Source organism: Qipengyuania sp. JB2-7 (genome assembly GCF_055693485.1).
In genome coordinates this window covers 718,859-736,773 of record NZ_CM146335.1, presented here as the reverse complement: position 1 = coordinate 736,773, position 17,915 = coordinate 718,859, and the positions used below count along the sequence as shown (strand labels likewise).

The following is a 17,915-nucleotide window of genomic DNA, read 5'->3' as shown; positions in this document are numbered from 1 at the left end:
GATCCCGCTAGGGGTGCTGAATGACTGTTTGTTGTCAGCCTCCTCCGAACTAACGCAAATTTGTCATATAACAGAATGTATCGTGATTATGACATTTGTGACAAAACCGAGAGGTCACTCCAGCCCATCACGTTCCCACTTAAATAACTGATTATCATAACTATTCCCCACCTCTATTTCAGTTTTGTGACATCTATTACATTTTTGTTGCAGCTGAAAAAACTTTTCCACATTATCTATCGGATCAAGTGGGAGAGATATTATGCTGCTTACAGGTGCAGTTGCGACGATGATGCTGGCGGATACAGCATCGCCCAATGTGGGTTACGAACAACTGATCGATGGTCGGGCCGCCGCTGCCGTTGAGGAACTTCAGACAAACGAAGAACTTGATCAAAATGATCCTGCCAGGCTGATTAATCTCGGCATCGCCTATGCACGACAAGGGCGTACCGAAGCAGCAAGGGCTATGTTCGAGGCTGCGATGCGCGGCTCAGACCGAGCGGTACTTGAAACTGCCTCTGGGGAGTGGAAGGATCTCGCGTCACTTGGCCCGCTTGGCGATCAGGATGCTTGAGCGCGGCGAACTTCGCACAGAACAGGTGGCGGCACGTTAAGACCTGGCCTTCTGGATGAGCTAACTTAGCCCTTTGAGCCTTTTGCCGCTTTGCGGGCGAAAAGGCTCCTCTTATCTTGCGCATACAACACTCAGACCGGTGATCAACGCAACGGCTGGCTCCGCGTGATCCGGCCCAATGGCGTTATGTGTCTCAGTCGGGCAGTCTGTACCGATACGCCTGTGGCTGCTTTCTCCCGCAAGAGCGACTATGAATTCGGACCAGAGTGTTTGATGAAACGTGATGCGGCTCGTAAAGCGACCAGACAAGCAGCCTTACCTCGGAAAGGGCAATACCTTGACCACCCGCCGCGTTTGGGACCTGACACAACGCATTCACCAAGACACGCCGCGTTGGCCAGGGGAACCTCCGATCACGTTGACGCGCCACGCCGAAATTGGGTCTGACTGCCCAGTCAATATAGGGTCGGTTTCGCTGCCACTGCACACAGGCACACATGCCGACGCTCCTTTGCATTACGACAAAGAAGGGATCGCATCGGCTGAGTGCGATTTGGAGCCCTATATTGGCCGATGCGTCGTCATTGACGTGTCAGACGCTGATGAAGATGTGGCGATCGAACACTGCGATTGGAACGCGATAGCGGGACATACGCGCGTCTTAGTGCGGACTTACACCGCCTTCCCGCATGATCACTGGGATTCGGGTTTCACTGCAATTGCGCCGGAGGTCATCCAAAGGCTCGGGAAAATGGGGGTGAGGCTGATCGGGATAGACACACCATCGCTAGACCCCGAAACATCGAAGACCATGGACGCCCATCATGCGGTCTTGGCTGCCGACATGCGCATTCTTGAAGGATTAGTTTTGGATGATGTCGAGCCGGGTGAGTACGAGTTAGTGGCGCTGCCATTGAAGCTTGCAGGAGCCGATGCGAGCCCGGTGCGCGCGATCTTGCGGGAGCTGGTGTGATGCAAAGCCTGATAGCTCGAGCCGATGAAATGGACGCCAACGATCCGCTCGCGCATTTCCGCGACCACTTTCAGATAAGAGATGGCCTCATCTATATGGATGGCAACTCGCTGGGTTGTTTGCCGAAAGACACCCCGGCGCACCTTCAAACAGTCATGGGCCAAGAATGGGGAGAAGGCCTCATAACATCATGGCTCGACGCGCAATGGTCGACCTCCCCACAACGCATCGGTGACAAGATCGCCCGGCTTATTGGTGCCAGTCCGGGTGAAGTGATCGCGACCGATTCAACCTCTGTGAACATCTTCAAAGCGTTAGCCGCCGCAGTTTCGCTTCAACCAGATCGCAATGTCATTCTGACCGAGACCGGTAACTTTCCCACCGACGCTTACATGATGCAGGGAATCGCGCAGTTTTCCGGCGGTAGCGTCGCCACTCACGCGGTCGCTCCAGATGATCTTCTCAATGCAGTCGATGACAACACGTACCGCAGTCCTGCTGACCCATGTCCATTACAAGTCGGCAAGGCGACGTAATCTGGTTGAGACAACCAAACGCATTCAACAGGCTGGCGCATTGGCGATCTGGGATTTCAGCCACAGCACTGGCGCAATGGAGCTCGACGTTACTGCAGCGAATGTCGATTTCGCGGTCGGATGCGGATACAAGTTTCTGAATGGCGGCCCCGGCGCACCCGCATTTCTATATGTGGCAAAGCGCAATCAGCATGCTCAGCCAGCGCTTTCTGGCTGGTTTGGTCATGCTCAGCCATTTGCGTTTGAAGAGAGCTATCGGCCCGCCGCCGGTATTGATCGGTTCCTGTGCGGCACGCCCTATGTCTTGGGTCTCGCGGCACTCGAAGTTGGCGTCGATCTGATGCTAGAGGCCGATTTGCGCCAGGTGCGCGCAAAATCTGAAACCCTTGGCGAGTTGCTCAATAAAGCTGTGGAGCCGCTATGCGCAGAGTTTGGGTTTGCTCTAGCAAGCCCACGCGACGTTAGCATGCGTGGGAGCCATATCAGCTACGCATATGAGAATGCCTATGCGCTGGTGCAGGCACTGCGTGAAGAAGATGTCATCGCTGATTTCCGCACTCCCGACGTAATCCGTTTTGGCCTGACGCCTCTCTATACAAGTCATCGCGACATTTTGGAGGCCGTAGAAAGGCTAACCAAAGCCTGCCGAGAGAGAAGCTGGGATAGAGAGGCCTACCGCACCGTTGCAGTTGTAACTTAGACCAAACGCAGCGGCGTCACTCGGCCCGCATCATCGTGCAGACTTTGTTGCCGGCAGGATCGCGAAGATAGGCCAGATGCATCTTCATGCCGCCACCCTCGCGAATGCCCGGTGGATCTTCGATCGCTGTTCCGCCATTCGCAATACCCGCCGCATGCCAAGCCTCGGCCATCTCTGCACTATCGACATTGAAGCCGATCGTCCCGCCATTGGCATGACAGGCCGGGTTGCCGTCAATCGGCTTGGTGATGATAAAGATGCTGCCATCTTTGAAGTACATCACCCGGCCTTTGGGATCGACCGATCCTTCTCGGCCACCCAGGGCAATGAAACATGCGTCATAGAATTTCTTGGCGGCGTCGATGTCGTCGGCGCCAACCATTACGTGACTGAACATAGATATATTCCCTAGTTCGCTTGGTTAGGCAGGACGATGAATTCCGCAGATCTTGTGGCCATCAGGATCAGTGAAATAGCACAGATACATCGGCCCCATGCTGCCATCACGTAGCCCCGGAGGATCTTCGATAGAGGTTCCACCATTGGCAATCGCCACATCATGAAGCTCTTGGATCTGCTCGGGTGAATTGCAGACAAAGCCAATCGTACTGCCGTTGGAGGGTGAAACCGGTTCTCCGTTAATCGGCTCGCTAACGCTGAAAGTTGAGCCGTCATGCATGTAAAACAGCCGCGTTTGTCCGGTATCGTTGACATGCGCCATCGGCTCGCCCGCGCCGAGTACGCCCAGCACAGCATTGTAAAAGCTCTTCGACTTCTCGATATCTCCAGAGCCGATCATAATGTGGTTCAGCATTCTTCTCTCCTAAATGTCGACTGCTTTTGTCGCCGTCGCATGGTCACCAGTATTGGCAGTATCTTTGGGATCAATAATGATCATTTCCACCTCGCCGTGCAAGGCACGCGGGCGATGCTCAACACCCTTCGGAACAACGATCATTTCGCCAGGGTCAAGCGTTTGAGTATGTCCTCGAAATTCCATCGTGAGCGTTCCGGAAACCACCAGAAACAGCTCATCGCTTTCCATGTGCGAATGCCACTGGAAATCGCCCTCAGCCTTGGCGAGCCGCACTTCATTGTCATTATAGCGCGCGACAATTTTCGGCGACCAATGCTCACTGAATTGGCTGAACTTTTCCGCCAGATTGACTTTGGCAGGCACGCCCGCAGCCATCAATACACCACCACACTGCGGATGCTCTCGCCAGCATGCATTAGGTCAAAGCCTTTGTTGATCTCTTCCAACGTCAGTGTGTGAGTGATCATCGGGTCGATCTGAATTTTGCCGTTCATATACCAGTCGACAATCTTGGGCACATCAGTACGCCCTTTTGCCCCGCCAAAGGCTGTGCCGCGCCAATTGCGCCCGGTCACCAGTTGGAAGGGTCGCGTGGCAATCTCTTTACCGGCCTCTGCAACGCCAATAATGATCGATGTGCCCCACCCCTTGTGACAGCATTCGAGCGCATCGCGCATAACTTCGGTATTGCCCGTGCAGTCGAAACTGTAGTCAGCCCCGCCATCTAGCAACTCAACCAGATGCTCGACCACATTGCCGGTCTCTTTCGGGTTCACAAAATCGGTCATGCCGAATTTCTCACCCCATTCACGCTTCGATGGGTTGATATCGACGCCGACAATCCTGTCAGCACCGGCCATTCTAGCGCCCTGAATGACGTTGAGGCCGATCCCACCAAGACCAAACACAACCACATTATCTCCGGGCTGCACCTTGGCGGTGTTGGTCACCGCGCCAACCCCGGTTGTTACCCCGCAACCAACATAGCAAGTGGTTTCAAACGGAGCGTCATTGCGGATCTTGGCGACCGCAATTTCTGGGAGCACGGTATAATTGGAGAAGGTCGAACAGCCCATATAGTGATAGATCGTCTCGCCTCTATATGAGAAGCGCGAGGTCCCATCAGGCATCACGCCTTTGCCCTGTGTTTCGCGAATGGCGCTACACAAATTGGTTTTGCCGGACAGGCACATCTTACACTGCCTGCATTCCGGAGTGTATAGCGGGATTACATGATCGCCTGGGGCAAGACTGGTCACTCCGGCGCCGACTTCACGCACGATACCGCACCCCTCATGACCCAAAACGCTGGGGAACAGCCCTTCGCTGTCGAGGCCATCCAGAGTGTACGCATCCGTGTGGCAAATACCGGTGGCCTTAAGTTCGATCAGTACCTCGCCCGCTTTCGGTCCCTCAAGGTCCAGTTCGACAATCTCAAGCGGCTGCTTGGCTTCGAACGCAACCGCAGCGCGAGTCTTCATTATTGATGTTCTCCCGATTCCTGTCGGCATTGACCTAGGACACAGGCCAACACGCGGCAAGCGGTCGTTTGCGGTTCAGCTTCGCTGCATTATGGGAAGGCATGACAATGTTATCCAGTTTGGCCGCTTCGCTCATTCTCGCGCAGAGTTCGCCCGCCCCTGCCCAACAGCTCTCGCTCGAACAAGCCGCAGCTTTACGCTGCGCGGCGGCGCTAGCAGTTACGGCAAACCTTCAGGAAAACGGCGTTGCAATGGCTGGGCAATATCCGCCTTTGAGCGATCGCGGGCGAGAGTTTTTCGTGCGAACAATGGCCAAACTGATTGATGATACCGGGCTTTCGCGTGAGGAAATCTCCGCCAGGTTGTCTAACGAAGCACGCGGCTTTCAGGACAAAGAGAGACTCGCTGCCACCATGCCTGCCTGCCTCCTGATGCTTGAGACTGCGCGCCTTTGAGCGCACGGGACCTAGAGCCACTTCAGCACCTGTTCAGCATTGTCGCACTAAAACTGAACGCACACTACAGGAAGGGATCTATCTATGCGCAGCATTTTGCTTGCCGCCGCTACGCCGCTTGCCATCATGGCAACGCCTCTTGCCGCGCAGGATACGGCCCAGCCAGATCAGACTGAGGGTCTGAGCGAGTTGTCGCAAACCCTTGGCGACCCAGCCAGGCAGCAACAGATCGCCAATACCTTGGCCGTCTTGAGCGAAGTTTTGCTCGATTTGCCGCTCGCCCCGATTGTTGAGCCGCTTGCGAATGCCGCTGGCGACGTTACCGGCGAACCCATTGAGCCGGTCGATCCCGACATGACCCTGCGTCGGATGCGGCCAGAGGCTGGCGATTTGCCAGCCAAAATCACAAGCGAAGTCCCGCGTGCCATGGACACGATGGCTGGCATGAGTGACAGCCTGGCGGCACTGCTGCCTGCGCTCCGCGCGATGAGTGAACAATTGAAGGCTGCCTTGCCGGAGGATCTGGCCGAGCAGTACTGATATCTAGCCAGTTTGTGCTATGAAATAACACTTAGGGCGCTGGCTTTTCGTCCCGCGTTCCGGCATTAGCTAACGCCGTATGTGGCACCTCTACCAATTCCCGCTTTGCCCCTTCAGCCGCAAGGTCCGCCTTGTGCTCGGCGAGAAAAATGTCGCCTACGATCTGGTGCTCGAAGAGCCTTGGGTTATGCGGGAGGAGTTTTGGGCTCTAAATCCTGCTGGCAGGACTCCGGTACTACGCGATCCAGATAGCCGCGTCACACTATGCGATAGCCGCGCGATATGCGAATATTTAGAGGAAACGGTCGAACGCGCGCCGCTCATTTCCGGCACCGCAAGGGGCCGCGCGGAAATTCGCCGCCTCACCGCTCTGTTCGATGAGAACTTTTACGGAGAAGTTACGGGACCGCTATTGAACGAGCGCATGAAGAAGCGGCTGATCCTGCGCCAACCGCCAGACAGCCGAATGCTGCGCGAAGCGATGAAGCTGGCGCATGAGCACCTCTATTACATCGATTGGCTGATTGATAATCGCAGCTGGCTGGCCGGGCCGACGATGAGCCTTGCAGATATAGCCGCCGCCGCGCAAATTTCGGTTGCCGATTATCTCGGTGGGCTCGACTGGAAAGGCCATGAGCAGGCGCATGGCTGGTATTCGGTCATGAAGAGCCGTCCGAGTTTTCGCCCATTGCTGGCAGAAAAGATGGAAGGCATTCATCCGCCAAGTCACTATGCCAAAGTTGATGTTTAGGAGCAGGTCATGGCCGACCCAAAGGCAATTGCAAATGACGAATGGCGCAAGAAGCTCTCGCCAGAACAGTACCACGTGCTTCGCGAGGCGGGCACTGAACGGCCCTTCACTGGCAAGTATGACAAGTTCTATGAGGACGGTGAATATTATTGCGGCGCATGCGGGCATAAACTGTTCGACAGCGCATCGAAATATAACAGCGGATGTGGCTGGCCTGCCTTTACCGCGCCAGCTGATGAAGAGGCAGTTGCTGAGCATCGCGATACTTCTCACGGCATGATCCGTACCGAGGTGACATGCTCTAATTGCGGTAGCCATCTGGGCCACGTCTTTCCTGACGGCCCGCCAGAGGCAGGCGGGATGCGGTATTGCATCAATTCCGCAGCATTGGATTTCGACGCCGAATAGGTGCGACTGCCCGCGCATTGCATCGGGGATTGCTCTGAACGCTCTGTTCACGCCGGGTTAGAAGTCGATTAGACATGGCCAAAGGCTGCTACAGGGTGGAATGAGTTGGCCGGGAATAGACGTAATCAGATTCAGAAACGCGGTGGACGCAGGCGCGCGGCGGAAGAGCAGTCGCGCCAAATATCCAGCAAAACCAAGCGCAGATCAGCGAAAGCCAAAAGTGGCTGGCGACTGTGGTTGCGCCGTACCTTTTTTGGGGTGGTGGGTTAGCGCTGCTAGGCGTCATTTTTCTCGCGCTCGCCGTGGTCTTCGCCGCTCGATCACTACCCAGCTATTACCAACTGAAAGCCTCACAAACGGGGCAAACGATCGTTGTGCGCGCCCGCGATGGCAGCGAGCTTGTCGAACTTGGCCCAAGCTATGGCCAATGGCTGGACCATCAAGAGATACCTTCTACCATGAAGGACGCGATGATCGCCGTGGAGGATAAACGGTATTATTCACACTTTGGCGTGGACCCAATCCGTCTGACCGGCGCGGTGATTGAGGGTATTACGGGTTCCAGATCACGCGTGGGCGGCACCTCTACGATCAGCCAGCAATTGGCGCGCAACGTGTTTCTCAACTCCAACCGAACGCTAGACAGAAAACTGCGCGAAGCCGTGCTGGCGATGGCCCTGGAAATGAAGTTTAGCAAAGAGCAGATACTCGAGCTTTATCTGAACAAAGTCTATTTCGGCGGCGGTGCCTACGGCATTGATAGCGCCAGCCGAAAGTTCTTTAGTCATCCAGCAACGGAGCTTTCTGTCGCAGAGGCGGCGATCATTGCTGGCCTCGTTAAAGCACCAAGCCGTTACTCCCCAACCGCCGATGTCGATGCGGCGGTTAGCCGTGCCACAGTTGTTCTGCGATTGATGCGGGAACAAGGCAGGATCACGGTACGATGAAGCGTCGGTGGACGTATCCGCTGTCAATCTGAAAGAGGAAGTTGGCACCAATTCGGTCCGCTACTTCACCGATTGGGCGCTGCCTCAGCTTGACCTGCTACTGCCAGAGACATTCGAGCCTATCGAGGTTTGGACAACGCTTGACCCCGGCATGCAACAGGCGGCCACAGCGGCGATCAAGTCGAATACGCCTGATGGCTCGCAAGGCGCGATGGTGAGCATGGATCGCGACGGTGCGATCCTCGCGCTCATCGGCGGGACAGACTATGTCGAGACCAGCTATAACCGCGCGACTGATGCTCTGAGGCAACCGGGATCGGCATTCAAGCTGTTCGTATACCTTTCCGCGCTAGAGGCCGGATACACGCCCGGCGACGCGGTCAAAGACGTGCCGGTCACGATCGACGGATGGAGCCCGCGCAATTCCAGCGGGCGCAATGTTGGCGAGACAAACCTGCGAACCGCCTTTGCCTATTCGATCAACACAGTTGCCGCGCAATTGGGCAATGAGGTGGGTTTCGGTACAGTCGCGTCAATGGCCAGACGCTTTGGCATCACAACGCCGGTCAAGACCTATCCATCGATGGTACTCGGCACCTCTGAGACACGCCTGCTCGATATGACACGCGCATACTCATCGATTTCGGCCAAAGGAAAGTCCGTCCAACCTTACGGCATTGTCAAAGTCACTACCGCTAGTGGTGAGACGATTTACGAGCATAAGAAACGCCGCGCGAGCCAGCTGATCCCTGACTATGTCGCCGCCGGTATTACAGACCTGCTGCAAGCGGCGGTCAAAACCGGCACTGGGCGCGCTGCGCAAATCGGCAGGCCTGTCGCTGGCAAGACTGGCACGACCAATTCGAACAAGGACGGCTATTTCGTTGGCTTTTCCAGCGGCGTAACAACTGGGGTCTGGATGGGTCGCGACGACAATAAACGGGTCGGTGGATTGCAAGGCGGCCGTGCTCCTGCACAGGCTTTTGCCGCGTACATGCGCTACGCGGTGAAGGACCGCGCGCCAGAAGAATTTGATACCGAGCTAAACCTTCCCGAATGGCAGCTTGAACCAGATGATGAATATCTGTTTGGAGATCCGGACGACTATTACTTTATCGATGAGCAAGGAAATCTGGTCGAGCCGGGGAGAGCCGACCCCGATCGCGAAGATCCCTTTGGCGTCGACGGTGAGCGTCAACCAGGGGACACGCCTGACACGCCAAACCTTCCCCCACCTCCCGTAACCGGCAACGCCCGCCCGAGCCCCGATGAACAGCAAGCTGCAAGCGATGACTTTCTAGAGCGAGCGACTGGCGGCGCAGCCAACACTGAGGATGATCAATAGTCGCGCGAAGCAACGTAGCGCAGCAACACCCACAAAAAAGGCCCTCTCAGCAGAAACTGGGAGGGCCTTCTTGTTCGTTACACTACTGATCTATCAGCGCAGTCGCACCGCGCGATAGAACGTATTACCGGTCCGCTGCCTTACCCGCAGCAACACAGCATCACGATTGTCAGCGTCAGCGCTGGTCACTGCCTCTTCCAATTCGGCAACAGTGCTGATTGTCTGGTAATTCACGCTCAGGATGATGTCCCCGCGCTGCAAGCCCTTGCGCGCAGCGTCAGAGTTTGGATCGACGATCCCAACCGCGAGACCTCGCGTTTCCTCCGGTGCGCCAAGCTGACGCGCGATCTGCGGCGTCAATGCAACCACTTGAAGTCCGAGACGTTCAGCGATCAGATCGCTGCTGTTCTCTTCCATTTCCGGTTCCGGCTCATTGTCCGGATTGAACATTTGCTGTCGGCGAAGCTCTTCAATACTAGGACGCTTGCCGATCGTCGCACTGACCGAACGGCGCTGTCCATCGCGCAGCAGCTCAATCGGCACCCGCGTTCCCGGTGCGATGTTCGCAACCAGATATGACAGTGTCTGATCCGGAGTTACGTCCTGACCATTGACCTTCAGCACGATGTCGCCGGGCTCAATACCGGCATCGTCCGCAGCCTCATCAGCAACGACCGATTGAACGATCTCACCGCGGTTGGGCGCTAGGCCGAGCGAGTCTGCCAAGTCATCATCGACTTGCTGGATTGAAACACCCAGATAACCGCGCTGGATTTCTTCACCATCACGCAGCTGGTTCACGATGGGCTGGGCAATCTCAGCCGGAATGGCAAAGCCAATCCCGACGCTGCCACCGGAAGGTGAGAAGATCGCATTGTTAATACCGATCACATTGCCCTGCATATCGAACAACGGTCCGCCCGAGTTGCCTCGGTTAATGCTGGCATCGGTTTGAATATAGCGGTCATACGCGCCGCCCTGACCCGTATTGCGATAGACCGCAGAAACAATTCCGCTAGTCACCGTCCCGCCAAGACCAAAGGGATTGCCGATTGCGACAACCCAGTCACCGGGACGCGCCTGACTGCTATCGCCGAATTCAACAAACGGGAACGGCTCGCCACGGCTGACCTTGAGAACGGCCAGATCCGATTGCGCATCAGCACCAACCAATTCAGCCTCGTACTCGGTGCCATCAGGCATAGTGACGGTGATTTCCTCCACCGTTCCGCGGTACGTTGGGACTGACGACGTGATTGTTGGTTACGACATAACCATCAGCAGAGATAAAGAACCCTGACCCGAGCGATTGACCTTCGCGGAACTGAGGTTCGCTAGGCTGTTGCTGCCCACCGCGACGACGGTTGAAAAGGCCCTCAAACGGCGTGCCCGAAAACGGGTTTCGGCTACGCACTTCGATACGCTGCCGGGTCGAGATATTCACGACGGATGGTTGAAGTTGTGCCGTAAGATCAGCGAAGCTTGATGGCGCGCCCGCCCGCGGCACCACCGCATTCATCCGCGCATCGTCATTTTGGGCAACCTGCGCGCCGGCAGGAAACCCGGTGGTCAGTGAAAGTGCAGCGCCACCAATCAGAAGCGCGCTCGTCAATCCGTAAGCATATCGCACAGGTTTCACGTCCTTTTGTTTTCTACTCAAAATCTGGCTTTCTCTTGTCTGGTCCGCCGCGACTTCAGATAAAGTTACGCAGCGAACTCATATTTAGATGCCTGCAATCAGACGTCACGATTACAAACGTCACCGGCTGAACAACGTTTGAACATCTGCTCAGCCGATCGACAAGCGATCAACGACGTCCGCGGAACTGCCGCAGATATTCGTTATCTGGACCAAGGATGGCTGAGCTTTCAGCTTCACCATTCTCAAAGGTGCGGCGATAGCTTTCCATGGCGCGATAGAAATCATAGAATTCCGGATCTTTGCCATAGGCATCAGCATAGATCCGCGCTGATTCCGCTTCTGCGTCTGCGCGAATGATCTGCGCATTACGTTGACCACGCGCGCGAATGGTTGCGGCCTCTTCCTGACGGTCTGTTTGCATGCGAGTGAACGCGGCATCCAATGGCGCACCGTCGGGCAAGTCGGCACGCTTGATCCGAACATCGATAATCTGCGCGCCATACTGGCGTGCCTGACGATCGAGCGCATTGCGGATATTGGCCATCGCGGCGCTACGCTCTGTGTTGATCAGCGCAGCAAAAGGCAGTCGACCCAGTTCCTGGCGAATGACCGAGGACAATATCGGCGACAGCTGCAGCTTCACATTCTCTTCGGTACCCGCGCGTTCGACCATTTCTACAGGGTCGATAATGCGGAACCTGGCATAGGCGTCGACTTGAAGGCGCTGCTGATCATTTGACAGGATCTGCTGCGGTTCCATGTCGAGGTTCTGCACCCGCTTATCGATGTATTGCACCGTCTGAATCAGTGGAATGCGATACCAAACACCAGCACCAGTCTCACCGAAAGGAGTGTCTGGTTGGTAGCGATTGACGATCGAAACAGGCTTACCAGTTTGGATGATCACCGCCTGCTTATCCTCTGGCACGACGATTACGAATGCCATCGCGACAAGGATAGCGCCGAAAATTGCCGTGAGGGTCAGCTTATGATTTTCCCAAATCTGTTCCATCTTAGTTACCCCCTGCGCTGGCGCCGGAGGCGTCGCCGCCTGATTTTGCTGAGAGCGGCGGCGAATTTCCGGAAGCGGCAAGTAAGGTGTTACACCTTGCGCCTCGACAATGGTCTTATCGGTCTTGGACAGGACTTGTTCCATGGTCTCATAGTACAAGCGCCGGCGAGTTACCTCAGGCGCGAGACGGTATTCTTCATAAATACGGTCGAAAGCACCCGCACTACCCTGTGCTCGGGCGAGAATTTGCTGCGCATAGGCACGAGCCCGGTTTTCGGCAGCGTCCGCGTCCTGCTCAGCAGCAGACACATCTTTAAAGGCATCAATCACACGCTCCGGCGGATCAGTTTTATCGATCTCCACACCCTGCACAGCAACGCCAGCGCCGTAGGCATCAAGGATTGCCTGCATCCGGCTCATCACATCGCCTTCAATCTGAGCGCGTCCTGCACCTGACAGAACACGGTCCAGTTCTTGCTCAGCAACGGAGGCACGCATCGCCGCCTCTGCAACTTCGCGTACGGTCGCTGTCGGATCGGCAAGCTGGAAACGAAACTGTCCCAAGTCCTTGATGTTCCAACGAACAATGTAACTGAGATTTACGAGGTTCTGATCGCCAGTGAGGATCAGCTTCTCTGCGTTGCCATCGGGAATAGATTCGCGGCGGATTTGGCTGACGTTCTCTATGTCTACACTCTGAAAGGGCCACGGCGCGGTGAACTGAGTCCCTGGGGTAATCAATCTGCTGAATTTTCCAGCGGTTGTCACAATCCCCTGCTCACGCGGCTGGACAAAGTGGATGCCCGTAAGGAGGTACCATGCCGCGATACCGGCAACGATAAGTAGAGGAGCCCAGCTCTTTCCACCAGGACGCTGAGGAAGCTTGAAACTTGGTCCCCGCGGACCGCCACCTGAACGACGAGGACCTTCAGGGCCTCGGTTCTTGAAAATATCTTCAATATTCGCTGATCGGCGTCCGCCGCTTTTTCCGCCCGGCAGCCAGGGGTTCTTCGGACCGTTGGAGCTGTCACCTTTCGGTGCCTCCCCATCAGACCCGCCATCATCACCGCCGTCGGATCCACCACCTGATCCGCCCCCCGAAGTTCCCCAAGGGTTCTTTTTGCCTGCCATAGCCAGGCCACCAAATTTGTTCGTAACGTGCTCAATCCATCTCATGAATGTTGTTATAGGTGCGGTTTGTAGGAAAAACAGGGGTTGCGAGAGGCTTTTTGATGTTTAACCGCATATTGGCATGACCCCAGATGACATCATCGCGCTTTTGCCTGCCTCCATCGCCAGCCGCATCGGCAGCGCAAAGCTGCGCGGCGGCGTGGCAACACTGGTGGTGGACGCCAGCGGATTGGATAACGGCGCAAGATCCGATTTGGAGAGTGCACTGCGCGACATCTTGACCGCGCAAGAGACAATTGACGATGTGCGTGTGGCAATGACAGCGGAGCGCAAGCAGCGTCAGATTATCGCCATCGGGTCAGGAAAAGGCGGTGTTGGTAAATCGACGCTGACAGCGAATCTGGCCGTCGCGCTCAAAGCGCTAGGCATCCCAGTCGGCTTGGTTGACGCTGATGTGTACGGCCCTTCACAGCCGATGATCCTTGGCAATTCGGGCAAACGGCCGGAGGCGCGCGACGATAAGCTCGTGCCGGTGCCAAGCCCGCACGGTATCCCGGTGCTGTCGATGGGGCATCTCGTCGAGCAGGGCAAGGCGCTGGCATGGCGCGGACCGATGGCTGGCAATGCAGTAAGCCAGCTTGTCGACGCGCATTGGGACGATGCAGAGGTGTTGCTGGTCGATCTGCCCCCTGGCACTGGCGATGTGCAGCTTACGATGCTCAAGAAATTTAAGCCGACTGCAGCGATCCTCGTTTCTACACCGCAAGACCTTGCCTTGATTGACGCCGCGCGCGCCGGGCAATTGTTCGACGCTTCAGATGTGCCAATTATTGGTCTGGTCGAAAACATGTCGGGCTATACATGTCCAGAGTGCGGCCATGTCTCAGACCCGTTTGGCGCTGGCGGGGTAGAAACCGCGGCAGAACGTTTGGAGCTTCCGTTTCTTGGTCGAATCCCGCTGGACATAAAAATCCGTATCAGCGGCGATGGCGGGCGGCCCGTCACAGCAGGCAATGATCCGATTGCCGAGCCTTTCATGAATATCGCGAACAAGCTCGCGGAATGGGTCAGGGCGAAGAAATGACAAACGGTACGCTCTCCCGGCGGCAGGTATTGACTGGCGCCGCAGTGGGAGGCGGCCTGTTGGTCGCATGGTGGGCCTGGCCGCGCAGCTATAGCCCACCGCTAGAGCCAAGCGAGGGCGAGCACGCATTCGGTGCATGGCTGACCGTGGGTGAAGACAGCGTGGTAACCGTCGCTGTTCCGCAGCTGGAAATGGGCCAAGGGATCACCACGATCCTGCCTCAGGTTATCGCGATGGAAATGGGTGCGGACTGGCGGCAAATCGCGGTGGTCCCCGCCCCGCCTAGCGGGACTCAGCCGAACATTCCTCTCGCGGCGAAATGGGCACCACTATGGTCTGCCACTCCGGATCTGGTCAATAAACCAGACAGCTGGCTGGCGGAACGGTTCGCCAGGACCGAACGGTTTACAGCCACGGCGGACGGCACCTCATTGACGGCCTACGAGCGTGATGCCCGGATTGCTGGGGCCTCCGCACGTGCAATGCTGGCTATGGCCGCAGCAGAGGAGTGGGGTGTTGCCCCCGAAGAGATCAGAGCCGTGGGCGGGCTGCTGCGCTATGGGGATCGAACCGCTCGCTTTGGTGAGATGGCGCAAAAGGCAGCTGAGTTCACTGCACCAGACCCACCACCCCTTCGTCCGGTAGAACCCGCAGAGGATCCGCGCGATGCGCTAACTGGTCGTTTAACCGATTTTCCTCGCCTTGATTTGCCAGCAAAGGTCGATGGGTCTCTCACCTTCGCTGCCGACATCCGTCTGCCCGGTATGGTGCATGCGTCGGTGCGTCATGGGCCGGTTGGCATGGCTGAACTGGCGAGCTTTGATGCCGAGGCAGCAGCGGCAATACCTGGCGTCATTAGCGTGATCAAAGCGAAGCGCTGGATTGCCGTTGTCGCAGAAAACTGGTGGCAGGCGGAGCGCGGGGCAAAAGCTCTCATGGCGCGCTTTTCCGGGCCAGGGGCGGTCAGCACAATCACTCTTGAAGAACAACTGGATGATGCCTTGAGGGAAGGCACTGCCGAGCGGATTACAGAGATTGGCGTACCAGAAGACATGCCGGGCGCGCCAACGATGACACATGCCTACAGCATAGCGCCTGCGCATCACGCATCGATCGAAACCAGCAGCGTTACCGCACATTATGCGGACGAGAAGCTCAATTTGTGGATCGCAAGTCAGGCGCCAGAAGCCGCGCGCGATGCAGCGGCGCGGTCTATCGGGCTCTCACTGGATGATGTTGTCCTTTATCCCGTCGCCGCTGGCGGCAGCTTTGATGCACGGCTTGAACATCAACACGCAATCGAAGCTGCGCAAATCGCCGAACAGCTCGATCGCCCTGTTCAACTGACGTGGTCCCGCGCAGAGGAAACCAAGACTCTGCCCCCCGGGCGCCAGTGGTCATGCAAATCTCCGCCAAGCTGAGCACTGGCGAGCAGCGCACACCGCTCTATTGGACATCGCGGATCGCAGCTCCGTCCACCATGTCCGAGTTTGGAAACCGGCTGTTTTCTGGAAATACACCCGAAGCGGCAATCAGAAATTCAGCTGGGCAGGCAGACACACTCGCGTGTGAAGGCGCGGTGCCGCCCTATGCCATCCCGAACGTGGCAATCGACCATGTGCCCACCGAACTGTTTCTCCCTACGGGGCGTCTGCGCGGTAATTCTGCGGCCTACACAGCCTTTGCCAATGAGAGCTTCGTCGATGAATTGGCAAGAGGGCTGCGAGTTGATCCGCTGAGCTATCGAGATCGCCATGATAGGAGACGATCAGCGCATGCTCGTTGTGCTGCGCCGCGTGGCACAACTTGCCGGATGGGACGGAGGGCGCACACAAAGCCGCCAAGGTATTGCGATGGTGCGTATGGATCAGCCCGGCACTCAAAACTGGAGTGATGGTGGTCGTATAGCCTGCGTGGCCCGCGCTCTGATGGTCGAAGGGCGACCGCGTATAACCACCATGCATGCAGTCGCCGACATCGACCGTATTGTGAATGTTGATATTGCTCGTCAGCAGATCGAAGGCGGGCTGCTGTTCGGCCTCGGCATTGCGATGGGTTCGAGCGCCATTTGGGAGAACGGCCTCCCGAACCCTTCTGATCCTACGCAAATGAATCTTCCAACCCTGGCCAATGCTCCTGAAATCTCGGTAGACCTGATCGCCAGCGAGGCATCGCCATTTGATCCGGGCGAACTAGGTGTGGCGGTGGCCGCGCCTGCAATCGCCAATGCATTCTTTACGCTTTCTGGCGACCGCCTTCGAACTCTCCCGCTATTTGGCAACAGTCCATCGGCACAGGCTGAGGAGATTGGCGAAAGCGAGCCCGACGGCGATAGCGCCTTGGAAAATACGGAGCCGGAACCATCTGACAGCGAAACCGTCGAGCAAGGTAGCGCTCAATCGACAGAAAATAGCGAAGACGCCCAAAACAGTTCTGGGCCGTCTAATCAGGAAGACACGCAAGCATAATGACCTGGCAAGAGCAAAAGCTGCCGAGCGATCACGCCCCGGTCAAAAGCGGACGCATTGGCGTGCTGGTGATCAATCTGGGTACGCCCGAGGAGCCCACCCGTCGATCAGTAAAACGCTATCTGCGCGAGTTCCTGTCAGATAAGCGGGTGGTCGAGATTCCTTCGATTGTCTGGCAGCCGATCCTGCGCGGCATCATCCTCAATACGAGGCCACAAAAAAGCGCTCAGGCCTATGCGGAAGTGTGGGACGAGAAAGACGGTTCGCCATTGGCCGCCATTACGAAGCGACAGTCGGAAAAGCTGCAAGAGCGGCTCGGTGAGGGCGTCATTGTCGACTGGGCGATGCGATACGGCGAACCTTCGATCCCAGATAAGTTGAATGCACTTAAAGATAGAGGCTGTGACCGTATCCTTATCGCGCCACTCTATCCGCAATATTCAGGCCCGACGACAGCGACTGCCCTCGACAAAGTCGCGGATGTCCAAAGGGATTTACGCTGGCAGGCTTCGCTGCGCACGCTGCCGCCTTATCACGACGATCCAGCCTACATTGATGCGCTGACGGTGGACATAAACCAGCAGTTGGACGCGCTCGATTTCGATCCGGAAGTGCTGCTTTTAAGCTTTCATGGCGTGCCCTTGCGCACGCTGGAACTGGGCGATCCTTACCATTGTCATTGTCAGAAGACCGCGCGGCTCTTGAGCGAGAAGATCGCACGACCCGACATGCGACTAAGAACCACATTTCAATCACGCTTTGGCCCCGCAAAATGGCTAGAGCCCGCGACCGACACGGTGATCGAGGAAGAAGCGCGAAGCGGAACAAAGCGCCTCGCGATTGTGGCTCCGGGGTTCTCAGCTGACTGTCTAGAAACGCTCGAAGAGCTGGGCATTCAGGGCCGCGAGCAATTTGCGGAACTCGGCGGCGAGCATTTCGCTGCGCTTACGTGCCTTAATGACGGACCTGCCGGCATGGACATGCTCGAACACTTGATAAGGCGTGAACTTTCGGGGTGGATTTAGGTAAGTAATTTACTTACTCTTTT

17 protein-coding genes and 2 pseudogenes are annotated in these 17,915 nt (G+C 56.6%); 13 read left to right on the top strand and 6 right to left on the bottom strand.

The window, feature by feature from the left end; all coding sequences use genetic code 11:
- Window positions 1-262: 262 nt before the first annotated feature.
- From ACZ1GM_RS03610 to ACZ1GM_RS03595, 4 genes are all read left to right on the top strand, one after another.
- Window positions 263-577, top strand: coding sequence for a hypothetical protein (locus ACZ1GM_RS03610; protein WP_472677798.1), 315 nt, complete (start codon window positions 263-265; stop codon window positions 575-577).
- Window positions 578-860: 283 nt separating this feature from the next.
- Window positions 861-1,550, top strand: a complete 690-nt coding sequence (gene kynB, locus ACZ1GM_RS03605) for an arylformamidase (protein ID WP_472677797.1) — start codon at window positions 861-863, stop codon at window positions 1,548-1,550.
- Window positions 1,550-2,086, top strand: a complete 537-nt coding sequence (locus tag ACZ1GM_RS03600) for a hypothetical protein (RefSeq protein ID WP_472677796.1) — start codon at window positions 1,550-1,552, stop codon at window positions 2,084-2,086. Before kynB ends, ACZ1GM_RS03600 begins: the two co-directional genes overlap by 1 nt.
- On the top strand, window positions 2,025-2,786 hold the full coding sequence (locus ACZ1GM_RS03595) for an aminotransferase class V-fold PLP-dependent enzyme (RefSeq protein ID WP_472677795.1): 762 nt from the start codon (window positions 2,025-2,027) through the stop codon (window positions 2,784-2,786). Before ACZ1GM_RS03600 ends, ACZ1GM_RS03595 begins: the two co-directional genes overlap by 62 nt.
- 16 nt (window positions 2,787-2,802) lie before the next feature.
- Here ACZ1GM_RS03595 and ACZ1GM_RS03590 read toward each other — a convergent pair whose 3' ends face one another.
- The 4 genes from ACZ1GM_RS03590 to ACZ1GM_RS03575 are packed head-to-tail and all read right to left on the bottom strand — an operon-like array spanning window position 2,803 to window position 5,084.
- The gene (locus ACZ1GM_RS03590; RefSeq protein WP_472677794.1) at window positions 2,803-3,183 is read right to left on the bottom strand and encodes a VOC family protein; all 381 of its coding nucleotides are present in this window, start codon (window positions 3,181-3,183) and stop codon (window positions 2,803-2,805) included.
- Between the two features lie 24 nt (window positions 3,184-3,207).
- Window positions 3,208-3,600: a VOC family protein gene (locus ACZ1GM_RS03585; RefSeq protein WP_472677793.1), complete on the bottom strand. Its 393-nt coding sequence runs from the start codon at window positions 3,598-3,600 to the stop codon at window positions 3,208-3,210.
- A 9-nt stretch (window positions 3,601-3,609) separates the two neighbouring features.
- Window positions 3,610-3,978: a cupin domain-containing protein gene (locus tag ACZ1GM_RS03580; RefSeq protein ID WP_472677792.1), complete on the bottom strand. Its 369-nt coding sequence runs from the start codon at window positions 3,976-3,978 to the stop codon at window positions 3,610-3,612.
- A complete protein-coding gene (locus ACZ1GM_RS03575; protein WP_472677791.1) occupies window positions 3,978-5,084 on the bottom strand; it encodes an S-(hydroxymethyl)glutathione dehydrogenase/class III alcohol dehydrogenase in 1,107 nt (368 codons plus the stop codon). The genes ACZ1GM_RS03580 and ACZ1GM_RS03575 overlap by 1 nt, the downstream gene beginning before the upstream one ends.
- Before the next feature lie 101 nt (window positions 5,085-5,185).
- Here ACZ1GM_RS03575 and ACZ1GM_RS03570 point away from each other — a divergent pair, with 101 nt between their 5' ends.
- From ACZ1GM_RS03570 to ACZ1GM_RS03550, 5 genes and pseudogenes are all read left to right on the top strand, one after another.
- Entirely contained in the window at window positions 5,186-5,539 is a 354-nt protein-coding gene (locus ACZ1GM_RS03570; RefSeq protein WP_472677790.1) for a hypothetical protein, read from the top strand.
- Between the two features lie 84 nt (window positions 5,540-5,623).
- Window positions 5,624-6,079 (top strand): hypothetical protein, encoded by a 456-nt coding sequence (locus ACZ1GM_RS03565; RefSeq protein ID WP_472677789.1) that lies wholly within the window; start codon window positions 5,624-5,626, stop codon window positions 6,077-6,079.
- Window positions 6,080-6,158: 79 nt separating this feature from the next.
- Window positions 6,159-6,830, top strand: coding sequence for a glutathione S-transferase family protein (locus ACZ1GM_RS03560; RefSeq protein WP_472677788.1), 672 nt, complete (start codon window positions 6,159-6,161; stop codon window positions 6,828-6,830).
- A gap of 9 nt (window positions 6,831-6,839) precedes the next feature.
- Entirely contained in the window at window positions 6,840-7,238 is a 399-nt protein-coding gene (gene msrB, locus ACZ1GM_RS03555) for a peptide-methionine (R)-S-oxide reductase MsrB (RefSeq protein ID WP_472677786.1), read from the top strand.
- Between the two features lie 231 nt (window positions 7,239-7,469).
- A pseudogene (locus tag ACZ1GM_RS03550) lies at window positions 7,470-9,530 on the top strand (transglycosylase domain-containing protein).
- Between the two features lie 93 nt (window positions 9,531-9,623).
- Here ACZ1GM_RS03550 and ACZ1GM_RS03545 read toward each other — a convergent pair.
- Window positions 9,624-11,160 (bottom strand): annotated as a pseudogene (locus ACZ1GM_RS03545) (Do family serine endopeptidase).
- Between the two features lie 178 nt (window positions 11,161-11,338).
- Window positions 11,339-13,360, bottom strand: a complete 2,022-nt coding sequence (locus ACZ1GM_RS03540; RefSeq protein ID WP_472677785.1) for an SPFH domain-containing protein — start codon at window positions 13,358-13,360, stop codon at window positions 11,339-11,341.
- 76 nt (window positions 13,361-13,436) lie between these two features.
- Between ACZ1GM_RS03540 and ACZ1GM_RS03535 the strand changes: the two genes are divergently transcribed.
- From ACZ1GM_RS03535 to hemH, 4 genes are all read left to right on the top strand, one after another.
- Window positions 13,437-14,399, top strand: coding sequence for an Mrp/NBP35 family ATP-binding protein (locus ACZ1GM_RS03535; RefSeq protein WP_472677784.1), 963 nt, complete (start codon window positions 13,437-13,439; stop codon window positions 14,397-14,399).
- The gene (locus ACZ1GM_RS03530; RefSeq protein WP_472677783.1) at window positions 14,396-15,820 is read left to right on the top strand and encodes a molybdopterin cofactor-binding domain-containing protein; all 1,425 of its coding nucleotides are present in this window, start codon (window positions 14,396-14,398) and stop codon (window positions 15,818-15,820) included. Before ACZ1GM_RS03535 ends, ACZ1GM_RS03530 begins: the two co-directional genes overlap by 4 nt.
- 333 nt (window positions 15,821-16,153) lie before the next feature.
- Window positions 16,154-16,867, top strand: coding sequence for a molybdopterin cofactor-binding domain-containing protein (locus ACZ1GM_RS03525; RefSeq protein WP_472677782.1), 714 nt, complete (start codon window positions 16,154-16,156; stop codon window positions 16,865-16,867).
- Complete coding sequence (gene hemH / locus ACZ1GM_RS03520; protein WP_472677781.1) at window positions 16,867-17,892, top strand: ferrochelatase; 1,026 nt, start codon at window positions 16,867-16,869, stop codon at window positions 17,890-17,892. Before ACZ1GM_RS03525 ends, hemH begins: the two co-directional genes overlap by 1 nt.
- The last annotated feature ends 23 nt before the right edge of the window (window positions 17,893-17,915 follow it).